The organism is Paenibacillus tritici (assembly GCF_018207515.1).
In the GTDB taxonomy this organism is placed as follows: Bacteria; Bacillota; Bacilli; order Paenibacillales; family Paenibacillaceae; genus Paenibacillus_AQ; species Paenibacillus_AQ tritici.
The window spans coordinates 1,022,237-1,042,081 of sequence record NZ_CP073365.1 but is presented as its reverse complement, the minus strand read 5'-3'; the positions used below and the strand labels follow the sequence as shown (position 1 = coordinate 1,042,081).

The 19,845-nt window shown below is 54.5% G+C and carries 13 protein-coding genes; 4 read left to right on the top strand and 9 right to left on the bottom strand.

Features of this window, described 5'->3' with window-relative positions; all coding sequences use genetic code 11:
* Nucleotide 1: 1 nt before the first annotated feature.
* The 4 genes from KDC22_RS04430 to KDC22_RS04415 form a co-directional block, all read right to left on the bottom strand.
* Nucleotides 2-2,032: a beta-galactosidase gene (locus KDC22_RS04430; protein ID WP_246553294.1), complete on the bottom strand. Its 2,031-nt coding sequence runs from the start codon at nt 2,030-2,032 to the stop codon at nt 2-4.
* Between the two features lie 151 nt (nt 2,033-2,183).
* Nucleotides 2,184-3,494, bottom strand: coding sequence for an ABC transporter substrate-binding protein (locus tag KDC22_RS04425; protein WP_173136787.1), 1,311 nt, complete (start codon nt 3,492-3,494; stop codon nt 2,184-2,186).
* Nucleotides 3,495-3,552: 58 nt separating this feature from the next.
* A complete protein-coding gene (locus KDC22_RS04420) occupies nt 3,553-4,386 on the bottom strand; it encodes a carbohydrate ABC transporter permease (protein WP_211722190.1) in 834 nt (277 codons plus the stop codon).
* Nucleotides 4,386-5,267 (bottom strand): carbohydrate ABC transporter permease, encoded by an 882-nt coding sequence (locus KDC22_RS04415; protein WP_173136791.1) that lies wholly within the window; start codon nt 5,265-5,267, stop codon nt 4,386-4,388. Before KDC22_RS04415 ends, KDC22_RS04420 begins: the two co-directional genes overlap by 1 nt.
* Before the next feature lie 197 nt (nt 5,268-5,464).
* Between KDC22_RS04415 and KDC22_RS04410 the strand changes: the two genes are divergently transcribed.
* The gene (locus KDC22_RS04410) at nt 5,465-7,237 is read left to right on the top strand and encodes a cache domain-containing sensor histidine kinase (RefSeq protein WP_246553292.1); all 1,773 of its coding nucleotides are present in this window, start codon (nt 5,465-5,467) and stop codon (nt 7,235-7,237) included.
* Nucleotides 7,234-8,895: a response regulator transcription factor gene (locus KDC22_RS04405; protein ID WP_211722188.1), complete on the top strand. Its 1,662-nt coding sequence runs from the start codon at nt 7,234-7,236 to the stop codon at nt 8,893-8,895. Before KDC22_RS04410 ends, KDC22_RS04405 begins: the two co-directional genes overlap by 4 nt.
* A 348-nt stretch (nt 8,896-9,243) precedes the next feature.
* Here the strand turns inward: KDC22_RS04405 and KDC22_RS04400 are convergent, their stop codons facing one another.
* Entirely contained in the window at nt 9,244-10,479 is a 1,236-nt protein-coding gene (locus KDC22_RS04400; RefSeq protein ID WP_211722187.1) for an SGNH/GDSL hydrolase family protein, read from the bottom strand.
* 103 nt (nt 10,480-10,582) lie between these two features.
* Nucleotides 10,583-12,904 carry an alpha-xylosidase gene (yicI, locus tag KDC22_RS04395; protein WP_211722186.1) on the bottom strand — a complete coding sequence of 774 codons (2,322 nt, stop codon included), beginning with the start codon at nt 12,902-12,904 and terminating at the stop codon, nt 10,583-10,585.
* Between the two features lie 127 nt (nt 12,905-13,031).
* Here yicI and KDC22_RS04390 point away from each other — a divergent pair, with 127 nt between their 5' ends.
* Both KDC22_RS04390 and KDC22_RS04385 read left to right on the top strand, forming a co-directional pair.
* Nucleotides 13,032-13,949 carry an AraC family transcriptional regulator gene (locus tag KDC22_RS04390; RefSeq protein ID WP_211722185.1) on the top strand — a complete coding sequence of 306 codons (918 nt, stop codon included), beginning with the start codon at nt 13,032-13,034 and terminating at the stop codon, nt 13,947-13,949.
* 105 nt (nt 13,950-14,054) lie between these two features.
* Nucleotides 14,055-14,405 carry a nuclear transport factor 2 family protein gene (locus KDC22_RS04385; RefSeq protein ID WP_211722184.1) on the top strand — a complete coding sequence of 117 codons (351 nt, stop codon included), beginning with the start codon at nt 14,055-14,057 and terminating at the stop codon, nt 14,403-14,405.
* Between the two features lie 840 nt (nt 14,406-15,245).
* On the opposite strand, the gene KDC22_RS04380 is transcribed toward KDC22_RS04385, so the two are convergent.
* The 3 genes from KDC22_RS04380 to KDC22_RS04370 form a co-directional block, all read right to left on the bottom strand.
* Nucleotides 15,246-17,336 (bottom strand): class I SAM-dependent methyltransferase, encoded by a 2,091-nt coding sequence (locus tag KDC22_RS04380; protein WP_211722183.1) that lies wholly within the window; start codon nt 17,334-17,336, stop codon nt 15,246-15,248.
* 140 nt (nt 17,337-17,476) lie between these two features.
* A complete protein-coding gene (locus tag KDC22_RS04375) occupies nt 17,477-18,415 on the bottom strand; it encodes an alpha/beta fold hydrolase (protein WP_211722182.1) in 939 nt (312 codons plus the stop codon).
* 541 nt (nt 18,416-18,956) lie between these two features.
* Complete coding sequence (locus tag KDC22_RS04370; protein WP_211722181.1) at nt 18,957-19,832, bottom strand: radical SAM/SPASM domain-containing protein; 876 nt, start codon at nt 19,830-19,832, stop codon at nt 18,957-18,959.
* Nucleotides 19,833-19,845: the final 13 nt, after the last annotated feature.

Genomic DNA, 19,845 nt, shown 5'->3' with positions numbered 1-19,845 from the left:
GTCAGCCCTCCTGCGGACTTCCGTCTTCCGCCTGCAGAATCTCAATATCATAGGCCTCGAGCCTGGCGGCCCCGGTCCGTAAGGAACCGCTAAGCGCACTGCGGTAAGCCTTATCCAGCCCAACGGTCTGAGCCGTCCGGCTGAGATTCAGCAGGAACAGCAGCTCCCCCTGCTCTCCTGTGCGCGTGAAGGCCTGCACGCCGTCCGGCAGTTCCGGGACGGGTGTAAGCCCCGTATCCCGCGCAGCATCGCCCAGCAGCTTCAGCCAGTAATTCTCTTCCGGTTGGGTGCCGATATAATATACCTTGCCTGCTCCGAAGCGGTTCATGGTAACTGCCGGAGCACCGGCAAAGAAGTCATCGGCGTACCAGGCGACCGGCTCCGCTCCCTGCAGACGGAGAATATCGCACCACTGGCTGCATTTATACCGAAGATCCTCCGCGCTGCGAAGCGAATGCACTTCGCCTCCCACCGGATCATATTCCTCTACGGTGATACCCGCCGCATGGGAGAACAATCCCGGCAGCGGCTGCATGACGCAGATGTTGTTCATGTTCTTCACACCGCTGCGGCTGGTAAGGATTACTGTTCCGCCTCCAGTAGCAAAGGACTCCAGCAGCTGTGCAGCTTCCTCATCATGCAGGTAGAGACTCGGAACAATCACCAGCTTGTACCCTTCTAGCGGCTGCCGCCAGTCGATGACATCACATCCGATGCCAAGCTTGGTCAGCGCCCGGTGATACTGCTTGATATTCTCATAGTAGTCCAGCCCTTCCGCCTGAGGCTGAATCCGCAGGGCAGCCAGCTGCTCATGCGAATACAGGATCGCAGCCCGGCTGATTACCCGGGTCCCTTCCAGCAGCGGAGCCAGAGCATTCACCTCACCGCACAGCCGGGCGAATTCGGCGAATCGCCGTCCGGGCACATTGCTGTGGTCGATCAGCCCGTGCCAGAACTGTTCGGCTCCGGCGGCGGCGCTTCTCCAGCGGAAATGCACTACGGTATCCGCGCCTCTGGCAATCGCCTGCCAGGCATAAGCACGGATAAGCCCGGGATACGGAGTACGCCACATCGGGAACCAGCAGCCCGGAGGACCACTGAGCTGCTCCATGATCCAGAAGCCCCTGCGTTTGATGCCGCGGGTCAGATCCAGGGATAATGCCCCGCTGTAAGGTGCGGTTGCCTGTTTCTGCGGCGAAGGATTCGGATAATAATCGAAGGCTGCCACATCCAGCGCCTCAGCCAGCCCGTGCATATCCAGCCGCTGCGGATAGCTGTGGAAGTTATGGGTGATGAAGTGTCGTGGACAGATGGCCCGCAGCACTTCCGTCTGCGTCTTCTGGTAGGCAATCACCGCATCCCACTGGAAGCGCTGGAAGTCGAGCAGCAGAGAGGGATTCTGGAAGGGAGAGCCGCCATAAGGCACGGTCAGCTCCTCCCAGGCGCTGTACTCCCCGCTCCAGACCACGGTTCCCCACTCGCTGTTCACCTGCTCCAGGGTTCCGTACTTCTTCTGCACCCAGCTGCGGAACGCCAGATTGCAGCTGTCACAGTGGCAATCCAGCATGCTGAACTCATTGTCCGTCTGCCAGCCGATGACGGCAGGATGGCCGCTGTACCGGCGGGCCAGCGCCTCAATAATCCGGCTGCCATACTGCTGCAGGGAAGCGCTGTTATAACAGCGGTGGCCGCGCACGCCCGGATGGAAGACGCCGCCGCCAGCGAGTACAGGCAGCACATCCGGGTGAGCGGAGGTCAGCCAGCGCGGCGGTGTCGCTGTAGGCGTCCCGATCACAATCTGAATCCCGTACGCATGGAACAGATCCAGAGCCCGGTCCAGCCAGGCGAAGTCAAAGCTGCCGTCCGAAGGTTCAAGCCGGCTCCAGGCGAATTCCGCAACCCGAACCACCTTGACCCCGGTTTCCTTCATTAACTTGATATCCGTCTCCCACATGGACTCGTCCCAATGCTCCGGATAATAATCCACACCTATCTGTACTTTGCTGTAGCTGTCCAGTGCCATATCTGCCATCAGCTCCCTCTCTTCATTCCAGTACTGGAAATCTCTGATTTGAGTATATCCCAGTCATCCTGTACCGTAAAATCCCAAAGAACGCCCCCGCCTCACCTCATATGCTGAGATAGACGGGAGCGTCCGGGCAAATCCACTTTATCCATTCAGATTATTTCTTAAGCTTATCCCAGGCGGCCTGCATGCTCTTTTCCCAGCCTGCTTCGTCAACTTTGCCGGCGATCATCTCTTGAATGGAGCTGGCGAATTCTTGCGTCACCCCATCAGGGAATTTGGAAGCCTGCAGTCCGTAGACCTTGCCTTCTTGAACGTAGTTCCAGACGTCCGCACCCAGAAGACCGATATCTTCAGGCGTTGCCGGAATGGTGGACAGGGCAGGAATGAATTTCCACTTTTTGACGATATACTCTTTGCCCATATCCGAAGTGACGAGCCAGTTCAGGAAGGTCTTGGCTTCCTCCTTGGAGCCGGATTCCTTGTTCACTACCAGGTTCGCAGGAACCCCCACCGACAGCTTGTCGTTCATCGCAGCATCGTCGTTGATTGGCATAGGGAACATTCCGATGTTCATGTCAGGCGTAATGTTGTCCACCAGAGTCTGTGCCCAGTTGCCTTCCTGCATCATAGCCGTTTCGCCGTTGGCGAACAGCGCCAGGTGAGTATTGGCATCGGTAGTCAGCGGATTCTTCTGGCCGTATTTTACCGTCAGGTTCAGCAGGTTGCTCCAATCCTTGAATTTCTCGTTACCCACAATGGATGCTGTTCCGGCGTTCAGACCGCTGATGAATTCATCCACATTATCCTGCTGTGCAAAAGCTACGCTAATGCCCTGGATACCCAGCAGCCACCATTCCTGATAGGCGTTGCCGAAAGGTGTAACGTCAATGGCCTGCAGCTTCTTGGCGGCTTCTTCAAGCTCTGTGATTGTTTTGGGCGTTTCCTTGATTCCGGCCTTGGCGAACAGATCCTTGTTGTAGACATAACCGATCCCTTCAAGGTTCATGGGCATCCCGTAGGTTTTGCCGTCCTTGGTCATCGGCTCCGCTGCAAGTGGAATCAGATCCTTCACCCAAGGCTGATCGGACAGATCCTCAAGCTTGTCAGCCCACAGCTCCATTTCAGCGTACCCGCCGTTACTGAAAATATCAGGAGCATCGCCGGAAGCGAATTTGGTCTTCAGCGCTGCACCATAGTCTGCGCCGCCGCCCACGGTTTGAATGTCCAGCTTGATGTTCGGGTGCTCCTTCTCGAATTCAACCTTCAGCTCATTCAGGCCTTCTACGATTTCGGTTTTGAACTGGAAGATCTTAACCGTTTTCACTTCACCGGAAGGTTTGCCAGCGCTTCCATTAGAAGCACTATTCGAAGCATTATTATTAGTGCTGTTGCCGCCGCATGCCGCAAGCACGAGCGACATCAGCATCACGCTGGACAGCATCACTGCAGAGCGTTTCTTCATCATTTGTATTTCCCCCTTGAAATAATGTAACTGCTTAATATGTGGAACGGGAGCCCGGTGATTAACCCTTCACCGAGCCGGCCGCTATTCCCTCAACAATATAACGCTGCATGAACAGATAGAAAATTACGATTGGAGCTACACCGATGGTCAATGCCGGAAGCGCCATATCCCACTGCTTCGTATATTGGCCGAAGAAGGAGAAGGTCGCCAGCGGAATGGTCCGCAGTTCAGGTGCCTGTAGAATCAGGGATGGCAGCAGATAGTCATTCCAGATCCCCAGGGCATTCAGCACGATGATGGTCATCAGCATCGGCTTCAGCAGAGGCAATACAATCCGGAAGAACGCCGAGATCGGGTTACAGCCATCCACTGTAGCCGCCTCTTCGATCTCCAGCGGCACGGACTTGATGAAGCCGTGGAACAGGAAGATCGCCATCGGAATGCTTAATCCCAGATTGGAGATAATGAGACCCGTGAAGGAGTTGTTAACGCCCAGGATGTTCACGACCTTCAGAATCGGAATCATAATGGTCTGGAAGGGAACCACCATAGCCGCTACGAACAGCAGCAGCAGAATCTGATTGAACCGGTTATTGGCACGCACCATACGGTACGCCGCCATCGCGCTGAACAATGAGATTAGCACCACACTGATCACTGTAACAATCAGCGAGTTGCGGAAAGCCTCAGAGAAGCGGGCCAGCTTCCAGGCATTCGCATAGTTCGACCACATGAAGGTCTGCGGCCAGCTTGCCGCGTCGCTCAGAATTTCACCGAAGGATTTCACCGAGTTCGCAATCAGGAAATAGAACGGAGAGAGGAACAGAAGCGCCAGCAGAATCATGATGACTTCAATTCCGATATTCCATCTGCTTTTGGACTTGGCATTCATTAAGCTTCTACCTCCTTACTCTTCGTTATACGAACCTGAATGACAGTGATCAGCGCCACGATGAGGAAGAACAACAGCGCTTTTGCCGTACCCAGACCATAACGGTTATTCAGGAAGGCTTCATTATAGATGTTCATGGCTACAGACTCCGTCGATTTGAACGGCCCGCCTTTGGTCAGCGACAAGTTCAGATCGAACATTTTGAAGGACCAGGAGATCGCCAGGAAAAGACCAATGGTTACCGCAGGCATGATCAGCGGAACGATAATGTTACGCAGCACCTGCATCCGGGAGGCGCCGTCAATCTCGGCCGCTTCGAGCACTTCTTTGGACACGTTGCTCAGCGAAGCGATATAGATGACCATCAGATAGCCGGAGGACTGCCAGATAAATACCATGACGATCGCCCAGAACCCGGTAGTCGCATCCCCAAGCCAAGGAAGATTGAAGAAGGACCAGCCTGTAATATCGCCCATGGTGGCGAAGCCTTTGATGAAGATGAACTGCCAGATGAAGCCCAGCAGCAAGCCCCCGATCACATTCGGCATGAAGAAGATCGTCCGGAGCATATTGCGTGTTTTTAAAGGTTTGGTCAGCAGATAGGCCAGGAAGAAGCCTACTACATTAGTCAATATAACGCCCAGCACGGTGAATCTCACGGTAAACCAGAAGGATGACCAGAAATCGGGATCATGGGTAAAAATCTTTTTAAAATTCTCAAAGCCGACCCAGCTAACCTGACCAGATACCCCGTTCCAGTCTGTGAAGGAGTAGTACATCCCCATCAGAAATGGAATAATCGTGATCAAGGTAAAAAACAATAATGCCGGGCCAACGAAAAATGCCTGTTGACCGAACTGGGACAACTTATTGCCGCGCATTTAAAGGCCCCCCTTTCTTTTGCTCACTTACTTGTTTATGATCTAAAGATATTATCTGTTTTTTAGAGCGCCTCTTACACCTACGCAAGTGATCTTTAGGGTGTAAAATATTGATCGGAGTGACAAGCCCCTTGAAATGGAACAGTATCCGCACGAAACTGATTGTTTTCCTGCTCCTGCCCACCTTAATCTGCATAATGGCTACTATGTACGTCAGCTATTCTCATACCACCAAGTCGCTAAGAACCCGCGCGGTTGATGAGAATACGAATCTGCTGTATCAGGGCTCCAAGAACATTAACAGCCTGCTTCAGGAGATCAACCGCCTGTCGCTGAACGTATACGCCGACGGGGATTTCTACCGGCTGCTTGAAGCCGGGTACGACGATCTGTCCTCCGACATTGCCATTTACAACTCGCTCAGCTACATTTCTACTTCACTTCCGAATATCTCGCAGGTGTACTTATATGGCGTGAAAGACGCCAAAGCTACATTGATTACCGACAACACCACGCCCAAGCGCTGGCTGAGAAGTACGCCGTACCGGGAATCCCGGATTACAGGCAGCCCCCCGGTGAAGGTGCAAAGCACCCATCTGAGCAATGCTTACGGGCTGAACCTGCCGTTAACACAGTTCGTGCCGGAGCCGGTTTTTACGATGCACCGCAGGATTGAGCGTATCCCTTCCTCAGAGGCCATCGGCTATCTGTCGATTGATGTCAAGCTGGCCGCCCTCGGCGATATTGTGGACGAGCTGTACGACCAGGATCAGGAGCAGATCTATCTGCTGGACGGCAGCGGCAAGCTGGTATACGGCCAGGATGCCAAGGCTCTGGGCAAACCGCTGAATGCAGCGTGGTACAATAGGCAGATTGCTGACAGCACCGGGACCCAGGGCTATTTCGAGCAGGAAGGCGCTGTGTTCATCTATCAGCAGATCAGCAGCATCGGCTATAGCTGGACGCTCGTCAAGCAGATCCCCGTCTCTTATCTGTTCCGGGAAGCCAAGGAGGCCGCTGGCATCAATATCTTGCTGCTGGTTCTGCTGCTCATTACGATCATTATCTTAACCGTGCTGGTCTCCTTCCGGATCACCGCCCCGATCAAGCAGCTGGTCCGGTACATGAATCAGGTGCAGACCGGGAATCTGGAGATTGAGATCCGCCCGGCGGGCAAGGATGAGATCGGTGTCGTCACCGAGCGCTTCCGCAGTATGATGGACACGATCAACAATCTGATCCTGCGGGAGTACAGGCTGGAGCTGACGAACCGAACCAATGAGCTAAGGGCGCTACAGTCTCAGATTAATCCGCATTTCCTGAACAATACGCTGCAGATTATCGGCACACTCGCCCTGGAGCTGAAGGTGCCGCAGATCTACGGCCTGCTCTCTGCGCTGGCCAAGATGATGCGCTACAGCATGTACAATGATGAGAAGATTGTGACGATACAGAACGAGCTGGACCATGTCAAAGCCTATATCGAGCTGCAGAAGGAGCGTTTCGAGAATAAGTTCAGCTTCCGCTACGATATAGAAGAATCGCTGCAGCAGGCGCTGATGCCCAAGATGATTCTCCAGCCGATTGTGGAGAATTATTTCAAGCACGGGTTCAATCGCGCCCGCAGTGACGGATTCATTGAGATTACCGCCGCACGGCTATCCCCGGACCGGATGGAGATCAGCATAAGCAATAACGGCCTCCCCATTCCGGCAAGCCGGCTGGAGACATTGCGCAAGGAGCTGCAGCAGCCCCTGCCGCCAGAGGAAATGGACATGCTGAAGAACTCGGGCCAGGACGGCTACAGCAGGCGCGATGCCCCCGGAGCGGGCATTGGCCTCGGGAATGTTCTGGCCAGGCTGCGGTTGGTATGCGGAGATGATTCCCTGCTGAGCGTAGATAATCTGAAGGCAGGCGGGGTCATCATCCGGCTGGAAATTGATATATTAGTGGAGAGTGAACCGATATGAAGGCGCTTATTGTGGACGATGAAGCAAGAGTCCGGAAGGCGGTCCGCCTGCTGGTGGACTGGGAGGTCCATCAGATAGAGGAGATTCTGGAAGCCGGCAGCGGCAATGAAGCCATGGGTCTGATCCGCAAGGAGAAGCCTGCACTGGTCATTATGGATATGATGATGGAATCCGGGAACGGCCTGGAGCTGATGAGCTGGGTGGATGAATTCGCCGGCAATACCAAATTCGTTGTGGTCAGCGGACATGATGATTTCGACTTCGTCCGCCAGACCGTCCGTCACGGCGGCATTGACTATATTCTGAAGCCGATTGAAGCAGAGATGATTAACAATGCGGTATCCAAGGCGGTATCCGCCTGGCGTGCCGAAGAGGAGGAGCGCAACCACCGCCAGCGCCAGAGCCTCCGGCTGAATGAGATCAAGCCGATCTACGGGGAGAAGCTGCTCTCCGCATTAATAGATGATAAGGTCAATGCCGAGGCCTCGCTGCGCCGCCTGATTCATGACGGCATTATTCCGCAGGACATCCGGACCTCGCGCCTGATCCTCCTGCAGACCGACAGCGGCAACAACCCGCTGCTGAGGCGGTTCGGCGGCGACAGCGAGCTGATGTATTACGCCATCGTTAACATCTGCAATGAATTCCTGCAATCGCAGCGCAAAGGCATTGCCTTCCGGTATTGGGGCGGTCCGCCGGAGATTGCCATCATTCTCTGGGATCTGGAGGAATCCGTAACCGGGCTGATCAGCCGGATGAATCAGGGGCTCTACCTGACCCTGCAGTTCCGGATGCACTTCGGAATCAGCACAGCGGGAGAGTTCCCGGGACAACTCCCCGCAGGACGCGCAGAAGCCGCCGAAGCACTGCTCCGGCGGAATCTGTTAAGGCATGAGGATTACTGTCACTTCTCTCCGGCTGAACCGGCCGCAGGGCTGGTCCCGGACGGCCAGCGGTCCGGCAAGCCCGGCACAGCAGCGCCGCTGAATTTCGCCGATGTCCAGGAGGACTGGCGGCTGGCTGTTATCAGCGGGACTCCTGAGGCCCTGTCCGCTGCTGCGCATTATTGGACCCAGGAGCTTAGCCGCCGGGGTGTGGTTACCCCGCAGATGCTGAACGCCTGGAAGGCGGACGCTATGCTGCTGCGCTCCCGTCTCGTCCGTGCAGCGCTTGGCAGCCAGGCGGACAGCGTACTGGCCGAGCTTGAGCAACAGGACCGGCAGAACCCCTCTCCGCAGCCCGGCGGTTATTCCTTCTCGCTGTTCGCCTGGCGCGACTGGTCCTTCACGTTCATGCAGCAGCTATCGCAGATGCTCTCAGCGAGACACAGGAATGAGCAGAATATAGTCGCGGAGATTATTAAGTATATCGAGCAGAATTACGCATCCGATCTCTCCTTGCAGGAGATCGCCGGCAAATTCCAGGTCAGCCGCGAGTACGTCTCACGCCGGTTCAAGCAGGAATACGGCATCAACTTCTCCGACTATATCGTCAGCGTCCGCATCGAGAAGGCCAAGCTGCTGCTGCCCAATCCGGGCCTCAAGCTGGCCCAGATCTCGGAGATGGTCGGCTTCCACGACGTCAAATACTTCAGCAAGGTCTTCAAGAAGCACACCGGCCTCTCGCCGAAGGATTACCGGGGGCGGATGGAGCCTTAAGTGCAGGAGATTGCGCGAAGCAGATACATCTTTCGAAAAAAAGATAAGCGTCTGCAAACCCGCAGGCCCTTATCCTTTGATAATGCGCATAAACTGTCCTGCTGCACGATTACTGTCGGTATAACGCGTTTTAACGTGAGAATCCTGCCCGGAATGCAACATTCCCCTCACGGAGTACGGCCGTATTTCGGATTTTGTTGTACGAAAGGCAGCATTCCACCCCGTCCAAAGCGGCTTTGCGGAACAACTCCTGCACTCCGTGCAACAATCCTCCTCTGCCCCTGGTACCCGGGATTCAATGCTGCATAACTTACAACATTTCCTGCCTGTTGCCTTGCCTAAGCAGTATTAGGGTCTGCCTGAAGATGCAGATTTCCCGGATTTCCCGGATTCCCCGTACCATGCCAGAAAAGCATCCGCCACGGCCTTCCCGGCCGTGCCGTTCGGGTGCGGGTCGAACTCGTCACTCATATACTCCGGTCTGATTCTGTGCTCTGCCGGAGCCGGTACAGACAGCACTGCGGCTATGTCGAACACGCGGTCCACACCGGCAGGCGGGCTGTTAAGAATCACCGCATTCACCGTGCGCCAAGCCGTTTCGCGTGCACCCTCGAAATTGAACGGCGGCACGGTACTGAGAATCACGGCGCTCTCAGGCCGCGCTTCCTTTATCACGGAGATAATGTGTGTAAGGTCCGTAAGCAGCTCCTCGGCTGAGCGTTGACCGATATCCAGATCATTCACCCCAAGCACGATCAGCACTTCATCGCCCTGCTTCGCTTTGCCCAGCCAGGCGCCATCCGTGGCGACATCATAGGCCCGGCCCCAGCCGGAGCCGATATTCCACAGCCCGTAGCCTGCTCCCAGTCCTTCGGCGATTCTTGCCGCCCAATAGGAATATTCATCCTTCGCTGTCCGTACTCCCTGCGTAATCGAATCCCCCAGGAAGACCAGCTTTTTCGTTACCTCTGCCCTGTATCCCAGGAAGCTTGGGAGGACCAGCAGCTTATCCGATGCGTTGAACGCAGCCGCCGATTCCTGAGCGGCCAGGTGGCCCGGCGCATCGTAGCCGGAGACCAGCATTCCTTCCACGTTGAACGGAATCGACTTCCCGGCTGCCGCCTTCAGCGTCCAGGTGAACGCCAGAACATGCCCTTCGGGCAGCTCCAGCAGCGCTTCGTCGCTCCAGAACTGCTCACCAGGCTCCACCTGCCGCGAGGCTTCGCCTCCGAAGGTTACCGGGACCTGTGATCCCGGTACAACCGTACCGTCCGGCACGGTGCCCCCATCGGCGATATACGCCGCTTCAATACTCCACGCCCCGCCCGGTTCACTGGCCCTTGACTCCGCCCCCAGGTCCCAGGTCGAATCCACGGCATTACTGTGCCAGAACTTCAGCGTCAGGCGGCCGTTCTCCCGGAGCCGGATGTAAGTCCGGTACGTACGGGTGAAGGGCTCGGGCGAGTTCATAATATAATTGGCGGCTGTAGACAGCGCTGTGGCTGAAGTGAACTCCGGCTGGCTCAGGACTCCGCTATTCTCTGTATCGCTAATCTCTTTACCACTGTTCTCTTGAATATTCATAGTTCTGCATTCTCCTGTTCTGATGACTCCGCCTGCAAAAAGCTCTCCAATGCACCAGGGACGGATGTCCCCTGTCATCAGAGAGCTTAAGCATCAGCTATTCTTATTTCAGCGTAAGCGTGAACGATACGGACTTCGCTCCGGCACCCACTGTCACTGTAGTCTCATCTGCCTGAGCCGCACCTTCTACGGAAGCGATAGCGCCGAGATCCTTCACTGCAAAGGTGAACGCTTTGCCGCTGCCTTCGGCAGTTACGGTTACCGTGCTGCCGCTGCGTGCAGCTTCCACCTTCAGCTCGGGAGCGCCATTGATATCACGTACCGTGGCCGTCGCCGTCTTGCCGTCCTCCAGGGAGTACAGGCTAAGCTTCACGCCTTCGGCAAAATCATAATCCGGACGGCTATCCTCGCTGCCTACGGCAAGCAGAGAGTTCTGGCGTACGAACAGCGGAAGGCTGAAGAAGTCATATTTCTCTTTGCGCCAGGATCCGCCTTCTACAGTCTCACCGCTTAGCAGGTGTGTCCAGCGGCCGGCCGGCAGATAGTATTTCACTTCGCCGTTCTCCTGGAAGATCGGAGCCACCAGCAGGGAATCCCCCAGCATGTACTGGCGGTCCAGCACTTCGCAGGTCGGATCTTCCGGGAATTCCATCACCATTGCCCGCATTGAAGCCCAGCCCTGCTCATGTGCCTGTCCGGCAACATCATACAGGTACGGCATCAGGCTGCATTTGAGCTTGGTGAAGAAGCGGGTAACATCCACAGCTTCGTCATCGTAAGCCCAAGGCACACGGTACGAGGTGCTGCCGTGCAGACGGCTGTGGCTGGAGAGCAGGCCGAAGGCCAGCCAGCGCTTGAAGACATGCGCCGGAGCTGTATTCTCGAAGCCGCCGATATCATGGCTCCAGAAGCCGAAGCCGGACAGGCCGAGCGACAGGCCGCCGCGCAGGCTCTCTGCCATGGATTCATAGTCAGCGTAACAGTCGCCGCCCCAGTGAACCGGGAACTGCTGCCCGCCAGCTGTAGCGGAACGTGCGAACACGGCAGCTTCATTTTTGCCGAGCTTCTCTTCCAGGACTTCAAAGACAACCTTGTTATACAACTGGGTATAATAATTATGCATTTTGTACGGATCAGAGCCGTCGAAGTACACCACATCGGTAGGAATCCGCTCGCCGAAGTCCGTCTTGAAGCTGTCTACGCCCATATCCACCAGGTCACGCAGGTAACCGGCATACCATTCACAAGCTGCAGGGTTCGTGAAGTCCACCAGACCCATGCCCGCTTGCCAGAGGTCCGTCTGATAGACGTCACCGTTGGCTTTTTTGAGCAGATAACCATTCTTGCGGCCTTCTTCAAACAGCGGAGAGCGCTGTCCGATATAGGAGTTGATCCAGACGCAAATCTTCAGCCCTTTGTCATGCAGACGCTTCAGCATCCCCACCGGGTCCGGGAATACACGGGAATCCCACTGGAAATCGGTCCATTGGTATTCGCGCATCCAGAAGCAGTCGAAGTGGAACACATGCAGCGGCAGATCGCGCTCCGCCATCCCTTCCACGAAGGAATTCACCGTAGCTTCATCGTAGTCCGTAGTGAACGAAGTGGTCAGCCACAAGCCGAAAGTCCATGCCGGAGGAAGCGCAGGCTTGCCGGTCAGGGAGGTATATTTGGTAATAACCTCTTTAATCGTCGGCCCTTCAATCACGAAGTATTCCAGGCTCTCTCCGGCTACGCTGAATTGGGCTTTTTTCACCTTCTCGGAGGCGATTTCGTAAGACACCAGTTCCGGCTGGTTCACGAACACGCCATAGCCTTTGCTGGTCACATAGAACGGAACGTTCTTGTAGGCCTGCTCGGAGCTTGTACCGCCATCCTTGTTCCACAGATCAACCACCTGGCCGTTTTTCACAAAAGCAGTGAAGCGCTCGCCCAGACCATACACGAATTCGCCAACGCCGATATCCAGCTCTTCACGCATGAACGTGTTGCCGTCCTGATCCGTGATATAAGCCATCGACTTGTAACCGCTGCCGGTAATGCGCTCGTCGCCGCGGTAAAAGTCCACAGACCAGTGAGTGCCCTTGTTGATGACCACACGGAGTCCGCCGCTGATCAGCACAGTCTGTGCTTCCGTCTCTTCAATCTGAACATGATCGCCCGTTCCCTGGGTCAGTTCAAACGAAGGCCCCCGGTTAATTACGCCATCATTATGAATAATCTTAATACCAACCACACCCGGCAATGGAGAGTGGAATTTTACGGTAAGCAGTGTAGAGTTAAGTGTGGCCGAACGTCCTGTAATCGGAGTCGTCTGCGTAATGGCTGTCAGACCTTCCTCCGTTTTTTCTACTACATAGTTCTGCACTGCACCATTAATTGTAATTCCGTCACGTACCAGCCAAAGGCCGTCTGTAAATTTCATATGTGCACTTGCCACCCTTCAATTTGGTGTTTATATTTGCATTATACCGATAACAAAATCACAAAACTAATAATATATAGCTCATTTATAACACTATTTTGATATCATTCATCCAAGGAGGGCTACAATGGACCGCACATCACAGCGTTTGCTGAAGGAAGACCGTGAACACGGGGATGCCATGTTTCCCTTAGCTGCCTACTGGATCGAGCTTCCGGCCGGAGCGCCTGTCCTTGATACTCACTGGCATGAGGAAGCGGAATTCTTCCTGCTGCTTGAAGGCGAGATTCTCTTCCAGGTGGATACCGACTATTTCACACTCCGCCCCGGCGAAGCCGTGTTTATTGAATCCGGTGATATTCATGCCGCTTATGCGGTTAAGGACACTCCCTGCCGGTTCTGCGCACTTGTCTTTCACCCCGATCTCCTGGCCAGCGCCCAATATGATACCATCCAGCAGACCGTAATTCTGCCGCTTCAGGAGAAGCGCCAGAGCTTTCCGCGTCACATCACTCCCTCCGTTCCCTGGCAAGGGGAGCTTCTGCTGCACCTGGAGCGGATGATGGAGGCCTATGATCATACAATGCCCGGATTCGAGGCCTTTATGAAAGGAACTTTGCTGATCATGCTCTCCCAGATTGCCGCGCCCGGACGTTCGGTCAACCACAGCCAGTCCGGGGAAGCGGATACGGCGAAGGTGGACCGGCTGAAGAAGGTGATTCTCTATATCCAGGACAACTACCAGGAGCCGATCCGCACCCGAGACCTGTCCGGGCTGATTCCGATGAGCGAAGGGCAATTCTGCCGGTTCTTCAAAAGCATGACGCGCAAAACGCCCGTGGATTACATCAACTCCTACCGGGTCCGCCAGGCCGCAGCCCTGCTTAAGCAGGGCGACCGCAAAATCTCCGACATCGCCATGGACGTCGGCTTCGACAATGTCAGCTACTTCATCAAAGTGTTCCGCAAAATGATGAATTGCTCGCCTTCCGAATTCCGCAAGGATGCCGGTCAGCTCTCCGGGCAGAACCAGCTATATCCATAGCTCAGCCCCCGTCCAAACAAGAATGTCTGCTTACGGATGCCCGGATACGTTTAAGTTAGTGTAAGGATGGCATCTCACCAATCTACTTACAGGAGGCAGATATCCATGAATCAACATGTTACCTTGCCAAGTGAAGTACAGGACTTTTACAATGCGATCAACCAATATCAGCCCGAGGTCTTCATTGAATTGTTCTCTCCCGGCGCGAGCGTGAAGGATAACGGCAAAACGGCCGAAGGCAAAGAAGCCATAGCGGCTTGGGGTGAATCCGAGCTGTTCTCTGCCAAAGTTCGATTCACCATTATGGAGATCGAAGAAGCCGGCGACCACATCGCCGTAACAGCCGAGATGGAGGGGGAATTCAATAAGAACCGCGTTCCCGCCCCGCAGCTGTTCCGGCATGAGTTCAAGGTACAAGGCGGTAAAATCAGCACTCTGATCAGCACGCTTAAGTAAGCAGAGACTGCTTTTCATGTGACACCTATACCTTCTTCTATTTCAAAAAAGCTGTCCCGTAAGTCATGAAATGACTGCGTGGGACAGCTTTTATTTGGAGCAGGATTAACGTGTGCCTATGGGTGGACGCTCCGCGAACGGGCCGTTGTTCCAACCGCCGCTGGGCTCTCCGGATTTCTTCACTGATTGCACTTTCTGCAATAGATTCCGCTTTATTTTGCCTTAAAATTCATTCTGTTGTATTTCATACATCAGATTTCTGAATATAGGCTCCAAAAGGTCATTTCCAGGAAATTCTAGTGTATAGAGTTCAATAGAAGCCATTTCCTCGTGCTTGTTAGAGAAATCTATTGCACAAAGCGCAACAGAAACATAAACGAAAAATGGAGAAGCAGGGCCAATGAGCCAAGAAGGAGCAATAGTGCACCTCATTTTATTAGGCGCGGGCTAAATGGGCCAATAAGGCGCAATAGTGCACCTCATTTCACTAGGCGCGGGCCCAATGAGCCGATAAGGTGCAATAGTGCACCTTATTTCACTAGGTCGCGGCCAAAGGAGCCAATAAGGAGCATTAGTGCACCTCATTTCACTGGCGCGGGCCAAATCAACCAATAAGGTGTAATAGTGCACCTCATTTCACTAGGCGCAGGCCAAATGAGCCAACAGAGAGCAATAGTGCACCTCATTTCAATAGGTGCAGGCCAAATGGGCAAATAAGGAGCCTTAATGCACCTGAATTTACTGGGCGCGGGCCAAGTGAGCCAATAAGGAGCACTACTGCGCCCGTTATCCATACCGGAACACACTGGACAACTTAGGCGGAAGCCTAAGCCCCCGCCCTCACCCCGCCTTGCGGATCACGATGAAGCAGGTGCTGTCCGGCAGGGCGACTGCCTGCCCGCTCTCATCCATCACCACGACCCGCTCCTGGAGCGCCTCCGTATAGCCCTCCTGCAAGTAGTGGCGGAACACCTCAATCTTCGCCTGCGGTCCAAGCGTCTGCTCAATGAACGCAGCATACTGCGACGGAGTGAAGTATCCGAACTGCTCCTGCACCTCATGGATGTAGGCTTCTTCCCCCCACGTATACGTGTACAGAAACTCCATCGCATCATTCACCGGCATCAGCACCTCCTGCCCGCTAAGCTGCTCATACCGGATACTCCGGCCGTCAAAATCCTTCGCATACCGCTCCAGCCACGCCATTCCGTCATCCTCCAGGAACCGCACTCTTCGCATCTGATCCTCCGGCTCGGTCATAATCCCGTCACGGATAATGATGGCTCCGCCGTCCGCCAGTACCCCGAAGGCGCTGGTCAACGCTGCCGCCACCGTTCCATGATTGAACTTCTTCCCGTCCAGCGGGACATAAGAATACAGCTCATGCAGAATAGATGAGAAAATCACCGTATCCACCGTCCCCGGCTCCACATAGTCCTTCAGGTTCAGCGCATCGCCCTGCAGCACCTCCCAGCGGCGGTCTTCCCGCTGCTTGCGCTGCCGCAGCGCTTCAATCACATTGCTGGAGATATCAATGCCGACCGGAACCACCTCCGGCATCCGCTCCTCGATCAGGTCCAGCAGCACCCCGCCGCCCGGCCCGATGTCCAGTACTTTACGGCCGGTGACATAATCCAGAATCACCGCCTTGTAATCTGCTGTATCATTCATCTGGCTTAAGTACGTATCCTCATTGTGGAACCGGTCAAAGGCGTCCCGCCGCAGATCAAACAAGTCGAACAGCAGCAGCACCGCCCGTTCATAGAGCGCCGACTTCTCGGCCTCTATACAGAATTCGATCAGCTTCTCCGCTGCCGGAGAGAACTCGAAATGGAAGAACAGCGTACCCGGCAGATGCTCCTTGCGCAGCAGCCGGTGTACCAGATGCGGATTGGCGCCGGAAGGCTCCGCTCCGCTGTATATCTCCTCCCAGCTCAGCCCGGAGAGGTATTTCTCGATAATCCGTTTCTTGTACACGTTGATCTTCTTGCTGCCCTTATAATCATAGTGGATACTGTTCATCACCGCCTCGAAGCTGAGGTGATGAATATGAAGCGGGCTGCTGGCAGCGGCCAGGCTGATGACCTTCAGGAATTGCTCCAGCGAGAAGGTCTGCAGCGCTGACTCCACATACCAGAAGGTAGCAGGCTGCAGCGGCTCCAGTGCGTCAGGAAGGAACCCTTCCCGCATAAGGAGGCTCCATTCCGTCTCATAATCCTCGCCCTGCACAATCGACTCTGCGCGCATTCTCCGCAGGCGTTCCTTCATCGGCACCTCAGGCTGCAGATTCCCCGAGGAGATGACAGCGATCAGCTCCATCACCTGCGGACGGACCTCCTGCCACAGCTCCGGGGAGACGGCAGCAATGATGCAGTGATTCAGCGCGAACAGCAGACGCTCCAATTCATCGGCGCTTAGCACCCCCTGCTCCACCAGCCGGGACAACGGAAGATTGACGGAAGGCGGAACCTCGCCGCGGATTTGCTGCCCGATCAGCCCGTGCGTTTCGATCAGTGTGTGTACGACCAGTCTTTTCTCCGCCGACCCTGCCTGCTCCTGCCCGGTGCCGTCTACATACCGCTGGTATAGCTGGGCAGAGCCGATATTATGAACGAAAATATTAATGCCTTCCTCCTGCCAGCTCCGGCGCTGCCGGATAGTGCCTCCCTTGGCCGTCTCCGACCAGACCAGGGTCTCTTCAACCAATTCCCTGATCCAATAGGACAGAGGAAGACTGTCCAGTATACGCAGACTCCGCTCTACATAATCCAGCACCGGGTTCTGCTGTTCCAATTCCCGGAGCGATTCCACCCGTTCCAGATTTACAATCGTCTGTTCGGCCTGAACGATGTATTCTAGCCACCGCCAGCCTTCACCGGAGGGCTGCCCCCCTTCACAGTGCGCTTCTATAGCCTGCAATGATTTCAGCATTTCCATGCCTCCCTATGTATTAACAATCTCTATACAATAGCCCCGCTGGCTGTAGTTTGAAACATTAAAAACAGCGGCAATCCAGGAAATATTACGATCCCGTGCTGCCGCTGCTTTGGTAATCTAGGTTTAAGTTCAAGTTATTTGATGCCTGCCATGAAATCCTTGTAATCCTTAGCAATTTCTTTGGACAGGGTATGATGCAGATAATGTTCACCTACAAGCGGCACCAGCTTACCATACGCGGAATTCTTCACTTGCTCTTCATGCAGCGTCTGCCAGCCCTCAACATCCGTATTATTCGCCTGTATGAAGAGAAGCAGCGGCAGCTCCTTCGGGAAGCTGAGCGCCTGGGCGGCAGTGAAATTCTCATTGAAATGCTTCATTTCATTCAGCGTAGTATCGTTGCTGGAGTTCTTGTTCGAGATCATTCTCATCTGCTGCTTGGTGTGGTCATCAAAATCAAGTCCGGCATAAGCGTCACCGCCCACCTTTTTGAGCAATCTCATGATCCCTGACTGGTCGAGGAATTTGAACATCCCCACCGGCATTTCATCGTCCATTCCCCCTTGGGTCGGAACACTGCTGTCGATTCCTACAAAAGCGGTCACTTCATCAGTGTACTTGTTCACATAATCCAGCCCGTAAATCCCGGCTATGGAATGGCCCATTAAAGTGTAACGCTTAATCCCAAGCTGTTGTAACGCTTCATGAATCTCGCTGGCGATATTGTCGTTCGTCCGCTCCTTATCTGTCCGGTCACTTAATCCATAGCCAAACGGCTCGACAACCACCACTCGGTAAGAAGAGGACAGCTCATCTACCAGCGGTTTGAAATCAAGTGCCGGCGCCGCGGTTCCATATCCCGGAATCATGACAACGGTCTCCTTACCCGACCCCTGGATCATTACATTCATTTTTTTACCGTCCACAGGCACTAACTGGCCATAGGCTTCAATCTTGCCCTGCTCCGATTTGTTGCTGATGATATTGACTACAAACACTACGGCAAAAAATAGCACGATGACAATCATTACTGCGGCTATTGACTTAAGCGTGACCCTCAGCCATTTTTTCATGATCCATTCACCTGTCCTTATCGCTGAAATCTAACTTAATTGAACTGCTAAGGATAGCTTACCCCATGGAAATGTACTCCTCGTGAAGGCAATATGAACGGAGGATGAACTGTATATAAGACTCACTTAAGATTTCAACTTGAAGCTTCATCGTCACTGCGGTGAACATTTGGACTTCCGGCCGCTGCCCATCCCCAGATTTCTTGATTAATACCGCTCTTCGCGGTGGAAATCCGGTGACAAAGGCGGACGCTATCGCTCCTACAGTTCCAAATTTCCCCTCCGCTTCTTTTGCTTTTTGTTTATTTCTTGCTACCGCTCTTACGCCGCTGGTATATTGACCGGTAAAGTGACGGTCACATGCTTATTATTCTGCCTGATATTGACATGAATTACTCCCCCGTCCCCGGAAAACTTCAAGCGGCACTTGATCCTGCGGCTGTGTCAAATCCGTCATAGCGCAAAAAGAAGCAGACGACTTAGCGGATATTCGCATCATCGTCTGCATCAAGGCAGGCATCTATTCTTGTATAGAATAACTTTACGTTCCAAACCGCTGCCGGTATCCGCATTTGCGGCACAGCTCCTCGACCGCTTCCCGGCGCGAGAAGCCGTAGAACAGATTGTTCGCCCGCTCCCCCTCGACAATCTCGGAGAACGGCTGCTCGTGGATATTGCCGAGGTTGATCACCCCTTCACCATCCAGACAGCAGGGCACAACTGTGCCGTCCACCAGAACAGCCGCCTGACTGCGCAGCGCATGGCAGAAGCCCTTGCCGTCATCCTCCGGCTCATGCAGCGCCGGCCATTTGAACTCATGATCCTGGTTCAGATACACACGCGGGGCGATTTTCACTCCGCTGCCGGGGACCACCTTCTCTTCAATCCTGTAGTCGAGCGAGAAGGCCTCTTCCAGCAGGGCCAGTGTCTCACGGTTGCGGCTTTTCTCCAGATTCGTCCGGTTGTCCTCCGTCAGGTTCCATAGCCGGAAGGAGACAATGACGCCTTGGGCCGAGATCTCCCGGACGAACCGGATAATCTCCGACAGATAGCCCTCGCGGTTCTCCGAGCCTGCATGGCCGTCGAAGCTGTGCAGCGAGAAGTTCATCTGCCGCAGCGCCGGCTTGCCGAGCAGCTTCGGACCCGCCTTGTGAATCAGCGTGCCGTTGGTCGTGATGTTGACCTTGAAGCCCTTGGCATGTGCTGCATCCAGGAGGTCACCAAGCTTCGGATGCAGCAGCGGCTCTCCTTTGACATGAAGATAGATATGATTGCTATGCGGTTTGATCTCATCGAGGATCTTATCGAACGTCTCCAGCTTCATGAAATTCTTCTGCCGCTCCGTGGGCGGACAGAAGCTGCAGGCCAGGTTGCAGACGCTTGTGATCTCGATATACACTTTTTTGAACGTCTTCAAGTTCCGCTCCCCA

Excerpts from the sequence above, each read along its gene's own strand:
- KDC22_RS04400 (WP_211722187.1), bottom strand. The coding sequence starts at position 10,479 with ATGAATATTCAAGAGAACAGTGGTAAAGAGATTAGCGATACAGAGAAT.
- KDC22_RS04415 (WP_173136791.1), bottom strand. The coding sequence starts at position 5,267 with ATGCGCGGCAATAAGTTGTCCCAGTTCGGTCAACAGGCATTTTTCGTT.
- KDC22_RS04420 (WP_211722190.1), bottom strand. The coding sequence starts at position 4,386 with ATGAATGCCAAGTCCAAAAGCAGATGGAATATCGGAATTGAAGTCATC.
- KDC22_RS04390 (WP_211722185.1), top strand. The coding sequence starts at position 13,032 with ATGGACCGCACATCACAGCGTTTGCTGAAGGAAGACCGTGAACACGGG.
- KDC22_RS04425 (WP_173136787.1), bottom strand. The coding sequence starts at position 3,494 with ATGATGAAGAAACGCTCTGCAGTGATGCTGTCCAGCGTGATGCTGATG.
- KDC22_RS04385 (WP_211722184.1), top strand. The coding sequence starts at position 14,055 with ATGAATCAACATGTTACCTTGCCAAGTGAAGTACAGGACTTTTACAAT.
- KDC22_RS04380 (WP_211722183.1), bottom strand. The coding sequence starts at position 17,336 with ATGCTGAAATCATTGCAGGCTATAGAAGCGCACTGTGAAGGGGGGCAG.
- KDC22_RS04430 (WP_246553294.1), bottom strand. The coding sequence starts at position 2,032 with ATGGCAGATATGGCACTGGACAGCTACAGCAAAGTACAGATAGGTGTG.
- yicI (WP_211722186.1), bottom strand. The coding sequence starts at position 12,904 with ATGAAATTTACAGACGGCCTTTGGCTGGTACGTGACGGAATTACAATT.
- KDC22_RS04405 (WP_211722188.1), top strand. The coding sequence starts at position 7,234 with ATGAAGGCGCTTATTGTGGACGATGAAGCAAGAGTCCGGAAGGCGGTC.
- KDC22_RS04410 (WP_246553292.1), top strand. The coding sequence starts at position 5,465 with ATGGCTACTATGTACGTCAGCTATTCTCATACCACCAAGTCGCTAAGA.
- KDC22_RS04375 (WP_211722182.1), bottom strand. The coding sequence starts at position 18,415 with ATGAAAAAATGGCTGAGGGTCACGCTTAAGTCAATAGCCGCAGTAATG.